18 protein-coding genes are annotated in these 17,917 nt (G+C 64.6%); 9 read left to right on the top strand and 9 right to left on the bottom strand.

The features are described 5' to 3' along the window. Positions 1-94: 94 nt before the first annotated feature. Genes AC1DYC_RS22110 through AC1DYC_RS22100 form a run of 3 tightly spaced genes read right to left on the bottom strand, consistent with a single transcriptional unit; the run spans position 95 to position 5,830 of the window. Positions 95-3,373, bottom strand: a complete 3,279-nt coding sequence (locus AC1DYC_RS22110; protein WP_477409911.1) for an error-prone DNA polymerase — start codon at positions 3,371-3,373, stop codon at positions 95-97. Next, positions 3,370-4,848 (bottom strand): DUF6504 family protein, encoded by a 1,479-nt coding sequence (locus AC1DYC_RS22105; protein WP_477409909.1) that lies wholly within the window; start codon positions 4,846-4,848, stop codon positions 3,370-3,372. The genes AC1DYC_RS22110 and AC1DYC_RS22105 overlap by 4 nt, the downstream gene beginning before the upstream one ends. Continuing rightward, positions 4,790-5,830, bottom strand: a complete 1,041-nt coding sequence (locus tag AC1DYC_RS22100) for an ImuA family protein (protein ID WP_477409907.1) — start codon at positions 5,828-5,830, stop codon at positions 4,790-4,792. Before AC1DYC_RS22100 ends, AC1DYC_RS22105 begins: the two co-directional genes overlap by 59 nt. A 178-nt stretch (positions 5,831-6,008) precedes the next feature. Here AC1DYC_RS22100 and AC1DYC_RS22095 point away from each other — a divergent pair, with 178 nt between their 5' ends. Next, positions 6,009-6,431, top strand: coding sequence for a metallopeptidase family protein (locus AC1DYC_RS22095; RefSeq protein WP_477409905.1), 423 nt, complete (start codon positions 6,009-6,011; stop codon positions 6,429-6,431). Positions 6,432-6,595: 164 nt separating this feature from the next. On the opposite strand, the gene AC1DYC_RS22090 is transcribed toward AC1DYC_RS22095, so the two are convergent. Continuing rightward, positions 6,596-6,802, bottom strand: coding sequence for a DUF1737 domain-containing protein (locus AC1DYC_RS22090; protein WP_023699283.1), 207 nt, complete (start codon positions 6,800-6,802; stop codon positions 6,596-6,598). A 66-nt stretch (positions 6,803-6,868) separates the two neighbouring features. Beyond that, complete coding sequence (locus AC1DYC_RS22085; protein ID WP_477409903.1) at positions 6,869-7,750, bottom strand: HpcH/HpaI aldolase/citrate lyase family protein; 882 nt, start codon at positions 7,748-7,750, stop codon at positions 6,869-6,871. A gap of 611 nt (positions 7,751-8,361) precedes the next feature. Between AC1DYC_RS22085 and AC1DYC_RS22080 the strand changes: the two genes are divergently transcribed. From AC1DYC_RS22080 to AC1DYC_RS22065, 4 genes are read left to right on the top strand one after another with little or no spacing between them, the layout of a single operon-like run. Next, the gene (locus AC1DYC_RS22080) at positions 8,362-9,891 is read left to right on the top strand and encodes a DUF4153 domain-containing protein (protein WP_477409901.1); all 1,530 of its coding nucleotides are present in this window, start codon (positions 8,362-8,364) and stop codon (positions 9,889-9,891) included. Positions 9,892-9,895: 4 nt separating this feature from the next. After that, entirely contained in the window at positions 9,896-10,591 is a 696-nt protein-coding gene (locus AC1DYC_RS22075; RefSeq protein WP_477409899.1) for a response regulator, read from the top strand. Then, on the top strand, positions 10,579-12,174 hold the full coding sequence (locus tag AC1DYC_RS22070; RefSeq protein WP_477409897.1) for an ATP-binding protein: 1,596 nt from the start codon (positions 10,579-10,581) through the stop codon (positions 12,172-12,174). The genes AC1DYC_RS22075 and AC1DYC_RS22070 overlap by 13 nt, the downstream gene beginning before the upstream one ends. Positions 12,175-12,202: 28 nt before the next feature. Beyond that, on the top strand, positions 12,203-13,369 hold the full coding sequence (locus AC1DYC_RS22065) for an NAD(P)/FAD-dependent oxidoreductase (protein ID WP_477409895.1): 1,167 nt from the start codon (positions 12,203-12,205) through the stop codon (positions 13,367-13,369). A gap of 13 nt (positions 13,370-13,382) precedes the next feature. Here the strand turns inward: AC1DYC_RS22065 and AC1DYC_RS22060 are convergent, their stop codons facing one another. The 4 genes from AC1DYC_RS22060 to AC1DYC_RS22045 form a co-directional block, all read right to left on the bottom strand. After that, positions 13,383-13,877 carry an SRPBCC family protein gene (locus tag AC1DYC_RS22060; RefSeq protein ID WP_477309020.1) on the bottom strand — a complete coding sequence of 165 codons (495 nt, stop codon included), beginning with the start codon at positions 13,875-13,877 and terminating at the stop codon, positions 13,383-13,385. Between the two features lie 38 nt (positions 13,878-13,915). After that, the gene (locus tag AC1DYC_RS22055; protein WP_477345552.1) at positions 13,916-14,365 is read right to left on the bottom strand and encodes an SRPBCC family protein; all 450 of its coding nucleotides are present in this window, start codon (positions 14,363-14,365) and stop codon (positions 13,916-13,918) included. Next, a complete protein-coding gene (locus tag AC1DYC_RS22050) occupies positions 14,362-14,676 on the bottom strand; it encodes an ArsR/SmtB family transcription factor (RefSeq protein WP_477309016.1) in 315 nt (104 codons plus the stop codon). The genes AC1DYC_RS22055 and AC1DYC_RS22050 overlap by 4 nt, the downstream gene beginning before the upstream one ends. An 85-nt stretch (positions 14,677-14,761) precedes the next feature. Then, positions 14,762-15,187 carry a GNAT family N-acetyltransferase gene (locus tag AC1DYC_RS22045; protein ID WP_477409893.1) on the bottom strand — a complete coding sequence of 142 codons (426 nt, stop codon included), beginning with the start codon at positions 15,185-15,187 and terminating at the stop codon, positions 14,762-14,764. A 154-nt stretch (positions 15,188-15,341) separates the two neighbouring features. Between AC1DYC_RS22045 and leuD the strand changes: the two genes are divergently transcribed. The 4 genes from leuD (at position 15,342) to AC1DYC_RS22025 (ending at position 17,858) form a co-directional block, all read left to right on the top strand. Then, entirely contained in the window at positions 15,342-15,947 is a 606-nt protein-coding gene (gene leuD / locus AC1DYC_RS22040; RefSeq protein WP_477409891.1) for a 3-isopropylmalate dehydratase small subunit, read from the top strand. Positions 15,948-16,017: 70 nt separating this feature from the next. Next, positions 16,018-16,944, top strand: coding sequence for a hypothetical protein (locus AC1DYC_RS22035; RefSeq protein ID WP_477409889.1), 927 nt, complete (start codon positions 16,018-16,020; stop codon positions 16,942-16,944). A 166-nt stretch (positions 16,945-17,110) separates the two neighbouring features. Continuing rightward, positions 17,111-17,494 carry a RidA family protein gene (locus AC1DYC_RS22030; protein WP_477409887.1) on the top strand — a complete coding sequence of 128 codons (384 nt, stop codon included), beginning with the start codon at positions 17,111-17,113 and terminating at the stop codon, positions 17,492-17,494. 13 nt (positions 17,495-17,507) lie between these two features. After that, positions 17,508-17,858, top strand: coding sequence for a VOC family protein (locus AC1DYC_RS22025; RefSeq protein ID WP_477409885.1), 351 nt, complete (start codon positions 17,508-17,510; stop codon positions 17,856-17,858). Positions 17,859-17,917 lie beyond the last annotated feature (59 nt).

Here is a 17,917-nt window from a genome sequence, read left to right as displayed (position 1 = left end):
GGTCTCCGCGACGCCGCTTCGCTCCTTGCTCCGCCCCAGGATGACGAAGTGACGGGCGTCCCGGCAAATCTCAAAGGTGAGGCTGGAAAGCGCCTTACTGAAAATTCCTTCCCTTGGGCATGACCCTCTCGGCCTTGTCCGACAGCGCCGCAATGTCGGGCCGGGCTGGCACAGCCGGCGTCATCTCTTCCAGCAGCACCGTCAGCCAGGGCGTCAGATCCTCGATCTTTTCGGCAACGATGTGGATGACATCGGATTCCGACTGCAGCTTGCCGGTGACCTTGACGAAGCGTGCGCCCATGACGATGGGGCGGAAGCGGGTAAAGGTTCTCTCCCAGAAAATGACATTGGCGACGGCCTTGTCGTCCTCCAGCGTCAGGAAGATCGCATTGCCCTTGCCGGGGCGCTGGCGCACCAGCACCAGACCGGCGACGGAGACCCGCCGGCCGTCGCGCACCGAGCCAAGGTTGGCATTGGGGATGACGCCGGCGCGGTCGAGCCGCTCGCGCAGGAAGGCGACCGGATGCGCCTTCAGCGACAGGCCGAGCGAGCGGTAGTCGTGGATGACATGTTCTCCGAGCGGCATTGTCGGCAGTTTCGTCTCGGGCTCGAGCTCGCGCAGCCGGATCGCCGGCTGGTCGAACAGCGGCAGCCTTTCGGCGGCGCTCTTGCCGTCCAGAGCGCGCACCGCCCACAAGGCTTCACGCCGATCAAGGCCAAGCGAGCGGAAGGCGTCGGCCTGCGCCAGCCTTTCAATGTCATCGACATCGAGGCCCGAACGCAGCCAGACATCCCTGACGCTTGAATAGCCGGCACCGCGCCGCGCGACGAAAGCCTCCATGCGCTTCTCCGCCAGACCCTTGATCTGGCGGAAGCCAAGCCGGACTGCATACTGGGTTTTGATGACGCCGCGCATTTCGGCATGGCGCGGCAGGATGCGGCCCGGATCGAACTCATCTTCCTCAAGGGTGCAGTCCCAGACGGAGAAATTGACGTCGACCTCGCGAATGCCAACGGCATGGTCGCGTGCGTCACGCACCAGCTGAGCCGGCTGGTAAAACCCCATCGGCTGCGAGTTCAGGATCGCGGCGCAGAACACGTCGGGATAAAAGGTCTTGAACCAGCAGGAGGCATAGACGAGCAGCGCGAAGGAAGCGGCATGGCTTTCAGGAAAGCCATATTCGCCAAAGCCTTCGATCTGCTTGAAGCAGCGCTCGGCGAAGTCCTTGGTGTACCCCTTGCCGACCATGCCGTCGATCATGCGCTGGCGGTAATTGCCGATGGTGCCGGTGCGCTTGAAGGTGGCCATGGCGCGGCGCAATTCGTCGGCTTCGCCCGGCTTGAAACCGCCGGCAACGATGGCGATCTTCATCGCCTGCTCCTGAAACAGCGGCACGCCCAGCGTCTTCTTGAGGATCGCCTCCAGCTCCGGCTTTTGATACTCGGCCTTCTCCTTGCCTTGCCGGCGGCGCAGATAGGGATGGACCATGTCGCCCTGGATCGGGCCCGGCCGCACGATCGCCACCTCGATGACAAGGTCGTAGAAATCCTTTGGCTTGAGCCTTGGCAGCATCGACATCTGCGCACGCGATTCGATCTGGAAGACGCCGAGTGTGTCGGCGCGGCCGATCATGTCGTAGACACGCTTGTCCTCGGGCGGGAGGCTGCCCAGCACATAGGGCCTGCCATACTCATCGCGCGCATCCGGATAATGATCGGTGAGCAAGGTGAAGGCGCGTTTCAGACAGGTCAGCATGCCGAGCGCCAGCACGTCGACCTTCAAAATCTTCACCGCGTCGAGATCGTCCTTGTCCCACTCGACCATCTTGCGCGCCTCCATCGCCGTCTTGACGATGGGCACGATTTCGTCGAGCCGGTCTCTGGTGATGACGAAGCCGCCGACATGCTGGGACAGATGCCGGGGAAAGCCCATGATTTCGTTGGCGTGGGCGATCACGTGACGGGTCGAGTTCTCGTTGCGATCGAGGCCGCCGGCATGGGCCTCCTTCTCGCCGAGCTCTGAGGTCGACCAGCCCCAGATCGAACTGGAGAGCGCGCTGCGGACATCGTCCGACAGGCCCATGGCTTTCGCCACCTCGCGCAGCGCCGAGCGGCCGCGATAGCTGATGATGGCGGCCGCCAGCGCGGTGCGCTTGGCGCTGTATTTGGAGTAGATGTACTGGATCACCTCCTCGCGCCGCTCATGCTCGAAATCGACGTCGATGTCGGGCGGCTCGTTGCGCTCTTCGGAAATGAACCGCTCGAACAGCGTGTCGATGCGCTCCGGGCCGACCTCGGTGATGCCGATGCAGAAGCAGACGATCGAGTTGGCGGCAGAGCCTCTGCCTTGGCAAAGAATGCCCTCGTTGCGGGCGAACTGGACGATGTCGTAGACGGTCAGGAAATAACGCGCATAGTTCAGGCGCTCGATCAGAGCGAGCTCTTCGCCGATGCGCTGCGAGACGGAAGCGGGGACGCCCGCCGGATAGCGCGTGGCGGCCCCCTCCCTGGCCAGACGCTCGAGCTCGGCCTGCGGCCCGAGGCCCGATTGCGTCGGCTCGTCGGGATAATTGTATTGGAGGTCACTGAGCGCGAAGCTGAGCTCCTCGGCAAAGCGCAGGGTCTCGGCAAGCGCCTGGGGATGGCGTCGGAAGAGACGCGCCATTTCCAGCGGCGGCTTCAGGTGGCGCTCGGCATTGGCCGTCAGCTCCAGCCCGACCTCGGCGACCGGCACATTGAGGCGGATGGCGGTGAGCACATCCTGCAGCGAGCGCCGTTCGGCGCTGTGATAAAGCACATCGTTGGTCGCCATCAGTTTCACGCTGGCGGCCTCGGCCATGGCGGCCGCCTGCTCGATGCGGAAGCGGTCATTGCCGCGATAGTCCGGCGCCACGCCAAGCCGCAGGTTTGCGCCGAACCGGTCCTTCAACTGACGGATCAATGCCAGGGGATCGTCAGCATTCGTCGAGAGATCGGGCAGCACCGCCAGCGACAGCAAGTCGCCCCATTCGAACAGGTCGCTGCGCTGGAGAAGGGTCGCGCCCTTCTCATTTTCATCGCGCAGATTGGCCTGCGTCAGCATGCGGCAGAGATGACCCCAGCCCTTGCGGTTCTGCGGGTAAGCGAGAATGTCCGGCGTGCCATCGCCGAACACCAGCCGGCAGCCGGGGTGGTAGGCGAGCTTCTCGACCTTGGCCTGCTGCCAGGCGCGGACCACGCCGGCGACCGTGTTGCGGTCGGCAAGCCCTATCGCCGAGAATCCCATCAGCTTGGCGGCCACCACCAGCTCCTCCGGTTTGGAGGCGCCGCGCAGGAAGGAGAAGTTCGACTGGATGCCGAACTCGGCATAGGGGATGACGGTGAGCGCGTTCATGCTAACACCCCATGCATGAACCAGCGCGGCGGCACTTGCGGGTTGCCGTAGAGGCCTTGCCGGTAGAGCCAGTAGCGGCGGCCGTCGGCATCCTCGATGCGGAAATAGTCGCGGGTGGAGGTGACCGGATCACTGACGGCTTCATGCCACCATTCGGCGGCGATGCGTTCGGGCCCCTCCACACGCGTGACCCGATAAAGCGCGCGGCGCCAGCGGAAATTCATCGGCGGCCCCTCCGGCATTTCGGTCGCCGGCACCTCGATCGGCTCGGGCGAACGGAACAACCGGATCGGCCGCTCCGGCGGGAAGATGGTTGCCGGCGGCGCGTCTTTCCGGTCGGGCTTTTTCGGCGGTGTGGTTCGTTGCGGCGCCTCGGAGAAAGGAATGGTGGCGACGGCGCGTTCCGGCAGATGGCTTTCGACGGCGACCGCTTTCAGCACAGCATTGTCGCCGAGCCGGGCGCGGATGCGGTCGGCAAACAGCGCGATGTCGGCGCCGTCATCTTGCGCCTCGCCGGTCAAATCGGCCTGCTGCATGTCGAAGGCGGCAGCCGCCAGCACGGAAAGCCGCACCAGGTCGAAGCCGTAACCGGCATCGATATCCTGTTCGAGCGCGGTAAGCCGCTCGTGGAACAGGCGCTGGATCAGCTTCGGCTCGCGTAAGGGCCGTGACGTGCCGACAGCGATGCGGCTGACGGCGCCGTCGACGCGAAACAACAGCAGCGCCAGCATCCTGGCGCCTTCGCCGCGGCGCTCGAGGTCGACCTTCAGCGTCACCGCCAGCATTTCCACCAGCCGCTCGATCTCGGCGGTCAGCACGACCGGCTCGGCAAGGTGGCGCTCGACCGAAAGCGGCGCCACGGGGAGGCGCGGCGATACCGCCTCGTCGAGGCGCCCGAGCGCCTGGTCGAGACGCAACAGCAAGCTGGCGCCGAAGCGGCGGGCGAGCGGCGCGCGCGGTGCAGCCATGACCGCGCCGGCGGTGCGCAGGCCAACACTTTCCAGGCTGGCGCGGATATCCGGCTCGATGCGCAAAGCGGTCAGCGGCAAAGGGGCAAGCAGCGCTTCCTCCTCGCCGGAGACAACGATGCGGTCGCCGCAAAAACGCGCCGCCGCCCAGGCCGCGCCCGGCGTCGCGGCCAGCCCGGCGCGGACATCGAAACCCTGCTGGAAAAAGCGCGCAAGAATATCGTCCAGCATGGCGCGTTCGCCGCCGAACAGATGCGTGCAGCCGGTGACGTCGAGGTAAAGCCCGTCGGCGCCGTCAAGCGCCACCAGCGGCGTGTAGCGGTCGCACCAGTCGGCGAGGCCTTCGAGCAGTCGTCGGTCGGCCTCCGGATCGGCCTCGACAATGTCGATCGAGGGATGCATGGCGCGCGCGTCGGCGATGCCCATGCCGCGCTTCAGATGCAGCGCCTCAGCCCGCTCGTCGAGGGCCGATATGCGCTGGGCGTTGCGGTCGCGATGGCTGATCACCAAAGGCAAATGATCCGACGGCCGGGAACGCCACGACCGTCCCAGGCGCTGGCGCAGGATCCGCTCCGCCCCGAGATGCGGAAACCACAGCGACAGAATTCTCTGGCCGTTCTTCGCGCGGCCGTCTTTCTTCGAAACGGTGTTCATCGGGGTTCCACTCCAGTGTGAATTGTCCGGGCAGAGCGGTGCGGCTCTTGCCGATGCTGACGGTGAAGGCGGGGCGGCCGATCGAGCCGGCAAGCGGCCCGGCGATCGTCCGGCGTGACGCCGCCGGCGCGGCCGACACGATGAGGCGCACCGGGGCGGCGGTCGGTTCGGCCTCGCCGGCCTGGCGCAGCAGGAACACCGGCCGGCCGGCGTTCTGGGCGCGGGCGTGCAGCCGGCGCGTTGCGGTGAGGTCGAGCCGCTGCGGGCTGCCGCGGATTTCGAGGATGATTGCGGCGAGCGCGGTCATCTTCGCGGCCTCCTCGGCCACCCACAGCGCATCGGTGAGTTTCGGTGCCTCGGAAAACAGCAATTGCTCCGGCGCGATGCCGAACAGGGTTTGCAATCCCCTGGCATAGGGAAAGCCGGCCTCGCGAAAAATCTCCGACGTGCCGATCCACAGCACGGGCAGGTTCTGTCCCTTGAGGATCAGGCTGACCAGCGACAGCACAAAGCCGGCGACAGCCCCGGCATTGCGGGTCTCGAGACCATGGATTTCGCTGAGCGCGGCTTTCGGCAGGCCGCCGCTCAGCGCTGCATCGAGGCGTTCGACGCCGGTGGGCAGGAAGGCATCCGGCGAGGCCACGGCGAGGCCGCGCCGGATGATGGTGACATCCGGAGCGACATCGAGGTCGGGCGCGCCGACATAGCCGTCAGCACCCGCGCGAAGCCGCTCGCTGGCCGGCGCGGCCATGCGCTCGGGCAGCGTTCCCTCGATCTTCGCGATCTGGCGGCGCAGGGCAAAAACAGTCTCCCGCGCCACGGCTGAAGTCGCCATGACGGTCAATTTCTCGCACAATTGTTCCTGTTATGTTCCTATAGATTCCAGAGGGCGTCGGAAGAGTCAAGCGGAGTCAGAAGGAATTTATTCCTCTATGGTCATTGACGTCATGGAATTGCCGCTTCATTGCCGAGTCCGGTGCGAAAGCCTATATGCCGGGATCAAAGGACAAAGCATGGCCCGCATCTACAAGACCCGCACCTGGCACGACGAACTCTCGCCCTCGATCGAGGAAATGGAGTTTCTGGCGCTGGAGGCGTACGCACATCTGCCGGACGATTTTCGCAAGCTGACCGGCGAGATCGTCATCGTGATTGCCGAGTTCCCAACCGACGAGATCATGGACGATCTGTCGCTGGAAACGCCGTTCGACCTGCTTGGCCTGTTCGAAGGCCGCGGGATCGCCGAACGCTGGAACCCGCAGACCGGCGAGGGCCCGAACCGCATCACGCTCTACCGCCGCGCCATCCTCGACTACTGGGCCGAGAACGAAGAGACGCTGGGCGACATCGTCACCCACGTGCTGATCCACGAGATAGGCCACCATTTCGGCCTGTCGGACGATGATATGGAGAAGATCGAAGAGGCGACCGAGTAGGTTGTGCCGATATTCAGGTGAGGCCGGCCTGCGAACGGCAGCCTCCTGCGCTTCCGGTGCTCACGTACCCAAAAGTACGCTCCGCCCCGGTTCTCGGTATCATCAGCCATTCTCGGCTCGGCCTGACCTGAATCTCGACACAGCCTGCGTCGGTGCTTGCAAGCCTACCAGTCGCTCAGCTTGGTATCCGGCCCGTATTCCTGGCCGTCGATGTCCTTCACCACCGACTGACCGCAGCGCATCGACTTGGTCTTCTTGTCGTAGGCGTAGGTCGGCGAGCCGTAGAGGTGCCAGCCCTTGTTCAACGCCGCGGTCACCTTGTGGCAGAAGGTGGAATCGTCAGGGGCGGATAGAAAGCGGTAAAGTCTCATGGGTCAGGTCCTGTCCTGGAATTCCGAGTTGTCAGGCGTGATCTTTTTCGAAGCCGGCTTAGCCAATCATGCGCTGATGGCGGCCGCCTTCGCCAGCAGTTTTTCGGCCTGCGCCAGATGCAGCCGCTCGACCATCCTGCCGTCCAGCGCAATCACGCCCTTGCCGGCATTTTCCGGCAAGGCGAAAGCGTCCTTCACCGCGCGCGCCTCGGCCAAGGCTTCGGGCGCGGGCGCAAAGGTGCGATTGGCGGCGTCGATCTGAGCCGGATGGATCAGCGTCTTGCCGTCGAAGCCCATGGCGGCGGCTTCCGTGCACTCGCGCGCAAAGGCTTCAGGATCGCGAAAATCGTTGGAGACGCCGTCGAGCATGTCGATGCCGCCGGCGCGCGCCGCCAGCACCATCTGCATCAACCACGGCACGAGGTAGCGCCGGTCGGGCGTCGCCAGAACGCCGGTTTCCTTGACCAGATCGTTCGTTCCGGCAACGAAACAATTGAGGCGTGAGGCCGGGTCGCGGCCGAGTTCGGCGATGGCGCCGATGTTGAGCATGGCTTTCGGCGTTTCGATCATCGCCCAGAGCTTGATGCTGTCGGGGGCAAAATTGTCGTCGAGGACGTCGCCGACTTCGAGGACGTCGCGCGGTGTGGCGACCTTGGACAGCAGGATGCCGTCGGGCTCGAATTTCGCCGCGGCCAGCAGGTCGTCGGCGCCCCATTCGCTGGCCAGTGCGTTGACGCGCACGATCATCTCGCAGTGCTGTTTCGGCCGGCTGGTGAAAATGCCGGCCAGTTTTTCGCGCGCGGCGATCTTGTCGGCGGGGGCAACGGCGTCTTCGAGGTCGATGATCACGGCATCGCAGGCAAGCGTCGCGATCTTGGCCAGCGCCTTGTCGTTGGAGGCCGGGACGTAGAGTACAGAGCGGCGCGGGCGGTAGGGTTCGCTTGTCATGGCCGATCTATGCCGCCAGGGAGCGGGTGAGGCAAGGGTGGAACAGTCGCTTCGGCTGGGCTGCGAGCCAATCGCCGAAGCTGGCGCTTCACCTGCCTGTCCTCCTCGGCAGTTGCGGAAGGGCGCCCTTCCTCTCCCCCGTCGATCGGGGGAGAGGTGTCGAGCGAAGCTCGACGGAGTGGGGGTCGACCCCTCGGCGCAAGGCAAGGCGATGCTTGTGCCTAGTGCCCTTCCTATGTCCGTTCGCGGCGATTGCCAGGTGGTTCCCCCACTCCGTCTCGGCTTCGCCGAGCCACCTCTCCCCCCTCCGGAGGGAGAGGAAAGGAGCCTAGCTAGGGGAGCGCCCCAGCCTCGAAGCGCAGGTCCTGCACGAAAACTGCACGTTTCTGCGGAAAACCTCCTCCGCTGTGCCCTGTCGTATCCATGCGGATCCGCGACAACAGCGGCATGCAACAGCGAAACATCCACCGTTGGTCCCTGCCTTACCGGCTGCGCAGCGAAAGCTGGTGGCTGGTCGAACCGCCGCGGCCGGAGGCCCGCCCTCGCCACGAGGCAAGCCTGCTCCCTTTTATCCGCCCGCCCGCCGGCGGGATCATCAGGAAAGTCCGTGCATGACATCGTCCCTTTCGCCGACCTTTTGCAGCCGCTTCGGCAGCGCCGTCCTGCTCGTCGCGCTGGCGGATTTTTTCTTCTACGACCAGCCGGCCGGGATCACCGTCCTTTTGTTCGCCATCGTGACGGCCGGCGCGGTTGTCGCCGTGCATCCCGCTGCCCTCAATTCCCCGATGCCGTGGCTCAGGCCGGCCGCCCTGTTCGTCGCGCTGCTGCCGCTGGCCGAAAATGTCAGCCCGCTGTCGGTCTCGGTCGCGCTCGTTGCCATGGTGGTGTTTGCGCTGTCGCTGGCCGGTCGGCTGCGGCGCAGCGTTGCCCGCATTGCCGGTCAGATCGCATTGTTTCTCCTGGCAGTGCCGCTGCGAATCGCCAGCGACTTCATTCGCTGGCGCAAGACGGCGCGCCGGTTCGGCCGGCGGCGGATCCGGTTTGCGTCCATCGCGGTCTGGGTCATGCCGTTGACGCTGGGCGCTGTGTTCCTGACGCTGTTCGGCGCCGCCAATCCGGTCATCGATTACTGGCTGTCGCTGATCGACCTGATGAAGCTCCTCGATCTCATCCAGCTGGCGCGGATTGCCTTCTGGCTGCTCGTGCTCGCCGGCGTCTGGGCCTTGCTGCGGCCACGCCTGCCGCGCTTTCCGCGCCGCATTCCGCGGCAGAACCTTGCCGGCGCCCAACCGGCGGCCAAATCGGAGCGACATGTCGTCGAGGATATCGTCTTCGGCAATGGCGCCATCCTGCGCGCACTGCTCGTCTTCAACGCCCTGTTTGCGTTGCAGACCGGGCTTGATGCCGCCTATCTCTGGGGTGGGGTCGCGCTTCCCGATGGCATGAGCTACGCCGCCTATGCGCATCGCGGCGCCTATCCGCTGATCGTTACCGCGTTGCTGGCCGCCGGCTTCGTGCTGGCGGCGCTGCGGCCGGGCAGCGAAACATCAAGCGATCCGCTGATCCGCCGGCTGGTCTATGCCTGGGCGGCGCAGAACATCGTGCTGGTCATCTCGTCGATCCTGCGGCTCGACCTCTATGTCGGCATCTATGCGCTGACCTATTGGCGCATCGCGGCTTTCGTCTGGATGGGGCTGGTGGCATCAGGGCTTGCCCTGATCATCGCCCGCATCGCGCTCAGGAAATCCAACGAATGGCTGTTCTCGGCCAATCTTCTGACGTTATCGGCGACGCTTTATGCCTGCTGTTTCGTCAACTTTGCAGCAACGATCGCCAACTTCAATGTCGACCACTCGCTTGAAATGTCCGGTTCCGGCACCCCGCTCGATGCGCAGTATCTGCGCTCGTTCGGCGCTGCCGCCATGCCGGCGCTGGACCGCTACTACATGCATAAATTCGGAACCCAAACCACCTATCTGGCCGACCAGGTGATGATCGACGACTATATGGCCGAACAGAAGAAGTGGCGCGCCTGGAGCTTTCGCGGCTGGCGTCTGGCCAAAATTCTCGACAAGAGAGGCCCGCTCGTGCTTCCTCCGGCACAGCAACCGCCTGCCATGCCATCCACGCCGGACCGCTAGACCCATGCCGCATCAGATCCTGGTCGCCGACGACGATCCGCACATCCGCGAGATCATCTGCTTTGCGCTGGAAAAGGCAGGGATGAAGACTCAAGGTGTGTCTGACGGCGCGGCCGCCCTGCAGGCCATCGAACGCCGCGAGCCCGATCTCGTCGTGCTCGACATCGGCATGCCGGAGATGGACGGGCTGGAGGTCTGCCGGCGGCTCAGGCAACGCTCCGACGTGCCGGTGCTGTTCCTGTCGGCGCGTGACGAGGAAATCGACCGCATCCTCGGGCTCGAAATGGGCGGCGACGACTATGTGACGAAACCGTTCAGCCCACGCGAACTGGTGGCGCGCGTCAATGTGATTTTGCGCCGCGCCCGCCCAGTGGCGCCCGACCCGGCCGACGACAGGAACTTCGCGCACGGCAAGCTCAGCCTGACACCGGCCAGCCATGGCGCCAGTTTCGACGGCAAGGCACTGGCGCTGACGGCGATCGAATTCTCGATCCTGAAAGGCTTCCTGGCGCGGCCAACGCATGTGCTGGGCCGCGACCTGGTGGTGGCCAGCGCCTATGCCGCCAACATCCATGTCGCCGACCGCACCGTCGACAGCCATATCCGCAACATCCGCGCCAAGCTGGCGGTAGCGGGCTGCCACGACGCCATCGAAACTGTGCATGGGGTCGGCTTCCGGCTTGGCCGATGCGGAGCCTGAGCGACCGCAAATGGATCGGCACCAAATGGCGGCCAAGGCTGGCCACGGTGGTCCTCGCCATCCTCATCATGGTGCTGGCGCTGCCGCTGGTCGGCCTGTTCTTCTTCCGGCTTTATGAAAACCAGCTGATCCGCCAGACCGAGGGCGAGCTGATCGCGCAAGGCGCCGTCATCGCCGCCATCTATGCGCAGGACGTGCGCGACGCCGGCATTTCCCAGGACAAGCTTGGCGGGCCGGTTGAGGCGGAGAACGACGATGCCAGCCGCGGCGACGATTCGCCTTACCAGCCGATCGAGCCGAGCCTCGATCTCGCCTCCGACTATCTGATGCCGACCCGGCCCGCCGGCGTCGCCGCGACCGCCGATCCGGCCTTTGCGGCGATCGGCGCCAGCCTGTCCGGCATCCTAGACTCCACGCAGAAAACCACGCTGGCCGGCTTCCGGCTGCTCGATCCCAAGGGCGTCGTCATTGCCGGGCGCGATGAGGTCGGCCTGTCGCTCGCCCATGTCGAGGAGGTGCGCGAGGCGCTTGCCGGCCGCTATGCCAGCGTGCTCAGGCAACGCATTCCCGACCAGCCGCCACCGCCGCTCTATTCGGTCAGCCGCGGCACCAAGGTTCGCGTCTTCGTCGCCATGCCGATTGCGGTCGACGGCCATGTCGCCGGCGTTGTCTATCTGTCGCGAACGCCAAACAACATCATCAAACATCTCTATGGCGAACGCGGCAAGGTGACGCTGGCGGCCATCGCCATGCTCCTCGGTACGCTGCTGATCGCGCTGGTCTTCCTGCGCACCGTCAGCCGGCCGATCTATGCGCTGATGGAGCGGACAAGGCGCATCACCGCCGGCGACCGCGACGCGATCCGGCCGCTCGACCATCACGGCACGCACGAAATGGCCGAGCTGTCCGCCGCCTTTCTCGACATGGCCGAAAAGCTGCAGGCGCGCTCGGACAGCATCCAGACTTTCGCCACCCATGTCTCGCACGAGCTCAAATCGCCGCTGACGGCGATCCAGGGCGCGGCCGAGCTGTTGCGCGATTCCGGCGAGGCGATGGATGCGGCCGAGCGCAAGCGGTTTTCCGGCAACATCGTCACCGATGCCGGGAGGCTCAATCTGCTGGTGCGGCGCCTGCTCGACTTGGCGCGCGCCGAAAACCTGGCGCCGAGCGGCGAAAGCACGTCGCTGGACGCGGCGCTCGCGCTGCTGCCGGTGGATGGCAGGCTGGCGGTCAGCATCGAGGCGGGTGGCGGAATTGGTTTGCGGATATCGGCCGAGAATGCGGCGATCGTGCTTGCCAATCTGATCGACAATTCGGCCAGGCATGGCGCGACGCGGGTTTTGCTGGCTGCGACAGCCGCCGAAGACAAAGTGGCCGTTGCGGTCAGCGACGACGGCGCCGGCATTTCGCCGAGCAATCGCAGCAGGATTTTCGAGCCATTCTTCACCACCCGGCGCGAGTCCGGCGGCACCGGCATGGGCCTCGGCATCGTGCTGGCCCTCCTGAAAGCGCATGATGGTACGATCGCGCTGGTTGACTCCGGGCGCGGCACGCGCTTCGAGATTTCCTTGCCGGCCGCGTAAGGATGTGACCGCTGGATTGGAGAACAGAGTGCGCTACGACATCGTCATCATCGGCGGAGCCATCGTCGGCTCCTCGGTCGCTTACTATCTGCGCGAGGAAGGCTTTTCCGGCTCCATCGCGCTGATCGAGCGCGATCCGCAATTCGCCCATGCGGCGACGACGCTGTCCATGGCCTCGATCCGCCAGCAATTCTCGATCCCGGAAAACATCCGCCTGTCGCAGTTCACGCTAAAACTGTTTCGGCGGCTGAAGGAGACCTTCGGCACTGAGGCCGATATCGGCTTTCGCGAGGGCGGCTATCTGATCCTCGCCGGCGAGGCCGGACTGCCGATCCTGAAAGCCAACCACGAGGCGCAGGTCGCCGAGGGCGCAGATATTCTGCTCGAGGATGCCGACCAGCTGGCAAAGCGCTTTTCCTGGCTGTCGACGGAAGGCATCAGCGCCGGCGCTTTCGGTCGCACCGGCGAGGGCTGGTTCGATGCGCATGCCATGCTGACGCTGTTCCGCAAGGCGCTGCGCGACAAGAAGATCGATTTCATCGCCGCCGATGTCACCGGCATCGAGCGGCAGGGGGGACGCGTCACCGGCGTGACCCTCGACAATGGCGAAAAACTCGAGGCCGGCACCGTCGTCAACGCTGCCGGTCCAAACGCCGGCAAGGTGGCCGGCATGGCCGGCATGGCCCTGCCGGTGGAACCGCGCAAGCGTAATGTGTTCGTCTTCGAGGCGCGCGAGAAATACGCCGACATGCCGCTGCTGGTCGACCCCTCCGGCATCTATGTCAGGCCGGAAGGCTCGGTCTATCTCACCGGCGGCGCCGAGCCGGAAGAGGGCGACGGTCCGGCGGACCCCAGCGATTTCGACGTCGACTGGCCGCTGTTCGAAGAGGTGATCTGGCCGGTGCTGGCAACCCGTATCCCTGCCTTCGAGGCGATCAAGCCGACACGCGCCTGGGCCGGTCACTACGACTACAACACGCTCGACCAGAACGCGGTGATCGGGCCGCACCCGGAAGTCGGCAATTTCATCTTCGCCAACGGATTTTCAGGCCACGGCCTGCAGCAGGCGCCGGCGGTCGGCAAGGCGCTGGCCGAGCTTTTGGTGCATGGCGGCTACAGGACGGTGGATTGCTCGGCGTTCGGGTATGAGCGGGTCGCCGAGGGTAGGGCGTTTCGGGAATTGAATGTGATTTGAGCAGGAAGAGCCTCTAAGCCGCCGCCAGTTTTCCACCCTCGACATACGCCCGCAGCCATCCCAGCACTCGTCCCCAGTCCTCGGCATGTTCGGCCGCGGCGTCGCCCAGCCCGCCAAAGCCGCCATGGCAGATGGTGAGGCGTGTGCCTCCGGCTATCGGCTCCAGCAGGTAGGCAACCGTCGTTTGCCGCCGGCCAAGGGCGGGATGGTCCCAGCCATAGGTGCGCGTCTGCACGATCCGGCGCGGCGTCTCGATGTCGAGGAATTCGCCGCCGGCAGGCAGGTGCCTGCCATCGGTGGTGCAGATAACGCCGCCCCAACGACCGCCTACGCGCAGGTCGGCCGACCAATACTTCATCCGGTAGGTGCCGGCTGAGCCCCACCAGCGCTCGACTTCGTCCGTAATCAGCGCGTGGAAGACGCGCTCCGGTGGCGCGGCGATCTCGGCGCTTGCCATGATGGTCTCGCCATTGGTCATGCTCTGCGCCACCACTGGATCGTGCATCATGGCAACCTCCCAAGGGATTGTTTCGTTATCGAAACGAGTCAAGCCGCCTTTGATGCCGGTCGCGACAGACCCTTGCCGGTTTCGAGCAGGCTCTTCAGGCTCGACAGCACCAGCGGCCAGCCATTGCCGACATGTTCCAGAAGACGGTGCGGACCGTCCGCAGCATGGGTGACGGCGAGCTTCATCATGTCGCCTTCCTGTTCGATGACGAAGGTGCAATGCGTGTAGCCATCGGCCTTCACGTCCGGCATGAACTCGTTGCGCCATTTGATGACCAGGCGCCTTGGCGGGTCGACATCGACGATCTCGCCGCTGTCGGTGACGCGGCCGTCGGGATAGACCATCTTCCACGCCGAACCTTTCTTCCAGTCGCTCTGCATCTGGGCGCCGAGGAAATATCGCTGGTGGAATTCCGGCTCGGTCAGCGCCTCCCAGAGCTTCTCGGGCGTGGTGCGGATATAGGTGACATAGACGAAGGCATTGCTCATGGCTCTTCCCTTTCAAGGCGCTTCTTCAAGTCGCTGAGGGCGGTCAGCCGTCCTCGTTCGAATTTGCCGATCCAGCGTTCGGCGATTTCGTTGATGGGAACGGGATTCAGGTAATGCTCCTTTTCACGTCCGTTGCGGACGGTGGTGATGAGGTTCGCCTCTTCCAGGATCGCCAGATGCTTGGTCACAGCCTGGCGTGTCATATCCGTCCGTTCGCACAGCGCGTTCAGCGTCTGCCCGTTCCTGTGATGGAGGCTATCCAGCAAGTGCCGGCGTGTCGGGTCGGCGAGGGCGCGAAAGACGGCATCCATGCTCATCTGTTTAATATGCAACCAAATGGTTGCATGTCAAGAGGCGATGTCACAGCGAGCGGCCGCCTCGTTTGTTGGGGTGGCGTCAGCGCTTGCGGGAGAACCAGAAGGCATCGGCCATGCGCTTCATGCCGATGCGCTCGTAGAAGCCGACGGCGTCGGGCATCGAGATCAGGCTGATGGCGACCGACGGGCCCAGTTGTCGGCGGGCTTCGTCCATAAGACCCTTGCCGATGCCAAGCCCTTGCGCCGATTGAGACACGGCAAGTTCGGAGATATAGCAGACCCAGGAAAAGTCGGTGATGGCCCTGATAACGCCAATCAGTGGTCGGCCTTCGATGCCGAGGCGCGCGGTCAGCACCATGTTCGCGCCGGAAAGCATCGCCTGCAGGCGGGCTTCGTCGTCGACAGGACGCGTTTCGCCGAGTGTGGATTCGACCAGCACGCGACGGAACTCGGCGACGTCGAGCTCCGGCTCGCTGGCATAGATTATCTTCGATTGTGTGGTCATGAGCGCAAGGTGCACCAGCAGCGGCCGGTTTTGAAGATGGTGCCGCGCCGATCCTTCGATCCGGGCACGCACGAACAGTTGCCTTTTATTTGCCTACGCCTTTGTGTAAACGGTGCGTCAGCAATCTCCCGCAACAAGAATACGGGCAAAAGCCATGGACAAATTCACCAAGCTCACCGGCGTCGCCGCACCGATGCCGATCGTCAATGTCGACACCGACATGATCATCCCCAAGGATTATCTCAAGACGATCAAGCGCACCGGGCTCGGCAGCGGCCTGTTCGCCGAAATGCGCTACAAGGATGACGGTTCGGAAAACCCGGATTTCGTGCTCAACAAGCCGGCCTACCGCAAGGCGCAGATCCTGGTCGCCGGCGACAATTTCGGCTGCGGTTCGAGCCGTGAGCACGCACCGTGGGCGCTGCTCGATTTCGGCATTCGCTGCGTCATCTCGACCTCGTTCGCCGACATTTTCTACAACAATTGCTTCAAGAACGGCATTTTGCCGATCACCGTCAGCCCGGAAGATCTGGACAAGCTGATGGACGACGCCTCGCGCGGCTCCAACGCGACGGTGTCGGTTGACCTCGAAGCCAAGGAAATCCGCGGGCCGGACGGCGGCGTGGTCAAGTTCGACCTCGACGACTTCAAGCGCCACTGCCTGCTCAACGGCCTCGACGATATCGGCCTGACCATGGAAAAGGCCAGCGCCATCGCCTCGTTCGAGAAGAAGAACGCCGCCGAGCGCCCCTGGGCCTGAGTGGCGATCTAAGCGGAATAGACCCGGCCGCTGCCGGCCGGGTTCGTGACGGCTGAACGGAGGGACAGTCATGGCACGTTTGCTTCTTGCCGGGGCCTGCGCGCTGACGTGGATGCTGATGCCGGTGGCCGGCGCGTATGCACAGACCGACAAGGTGCTGGTGCCGGCGGAAGATCCGTCCGGCGGGGCCGACCCGGGCGCGTCGAGCAATGCGGCCCTGGCCGACGATGACAGCCAGGCGCCGATCCCGTTCGAGGGTGGGCAGCTGACCATCACCCAGCCGGAGCAGGATGGCGAGAAGGTGCTGGCCTATGACGGCAAGCAGCTTGCCAGCAATTACGACGTGTTCTTCGACAAGGTGGTCAAGGTCGGCGGTGTCAACGTCGCTCTGGTCAATGTCGGCGATGGCGGCAACCAGTGCGGCCCGGCCACGGTCATCGTCTGGAAGCCGGAAGGCGGCGAGATCCAGAGCCTTACCGTCGAGCAGGACGAATGCGGCGCGCCGCCGGCGGCGGTGGCCGACAATGCCATCTATTTCGTGCCCCATCTGTTGCCTGGCGCTTCGCAGCAAGCGCTGCAATGGTCGCCCACCGAAGGGCTGACGATTTCGGGCGACCTGACCTACGCCCCCGAGCCCGGCACCGACTGGAAGGACATCGATCCGTCCAAATACCAGAACATCATCGACGCCTTCCACAATGAGGCCGTCTACAAGGCGGCGCAGACGCTGCTCGGCGACACCATGCCCGACATGGCGACCAGCCTGCTGGTTGGCGGCGGCACGGAAAAGACGGCGTCCGGCGCCTTCTATGCCAGCGGCTGCGTGCCGCATGATTGCGGCGGCAATGACGGCTTCATGGCGGTCGACCCGGCCAAGCACACGCTCTATTTCGCCCGCCGCGGCGACAAGCCCGACCCGGACGCCTGGCCGCCGGTCGCGACATGGCCTGCCGACGTCAAGGAAGCGCTGGACAAGGCACTGGGCTCGGCGAACTAAGGTGCGACGACGGGTGTGACGCCCACCCACGCGTTCGTCATCCTCGGGTTTGACCCGAGGATGCATGCCGTGACCTTGCCTTCGTGACAACAGTTCGTTCGGCTTGGCCCACGACCGGTCCAGCTCTCCTCTGCTAGACGAGCGCCTGCGATCACGAGGAATCCCCATGCGCAAACTCATCTCCACCGGATCACCCTTCGAGAAAACCGCTGGCTACTCCCGCGCGGTGGTGCAGGGCGATTGGTGCTTCGTCTCCGGAACCACCGGCTACGATTACACGACCATGACCATGCCGGAGACGGTCGAGGCGCAGACGCGCAATTGCCTGGCCACCATCGCCAAGGCGCTGCAGGACGGCGGCTTCGAGATGGCCGACGTGGTGCGGGCGCATTATTACATCACCGACCAGGCTTTCGTGGATGTCGTCTTCCCGATCCTCGGCGAGGCGTTCGGTGACATCCGCCCGGCGGCAACGATGATCGTGTGCAAGCTGAACAAGCCCGAAATGAAGATCGAGATCGAGGTCACCGCGCTGCGGCGGACGGCATGAGGAGGCCAGAGCCATGACGGTCCGGCGCATCGTCGCCAATATCGGGACACAGGACGCGGCGGCGGCGAAACGCTTCTACCAGGACGTGCTTGGCCTCGATGTGCTGATGGACCAGGGCTGGATCGTCACCTGCGGTTCGGACGAACGGATGCAGGTGCAGATCAGCTTCATGGCGCAAGGCGGCTCGGGCACGCCGGTGCCGGACCTGTCGATCGAGGTCGACGATGTCGATGCGGCGCTCGACGCCATGAAGGCCGTTGGCTTCGCCATAGAATACGGTCCGGCCGACGAGCCCTGGGGCGTGCGCCGCTTCTATGTGCGCGATCCGTTCGGCCGATTGGTCAACATTCTCTCGCATAAGTGATGGCGCTACTCCAGCTTGGGTTCCTCGCCCCCACGAAGTGGGGGAGAGGTGGCTCGGCG

Source organism: Mesorhizobium sp. P2_E7 (assembly GCF_056403855.1).
This window is presented reverse-complemented; position numbering and strand designations above follow the sequence as displayed.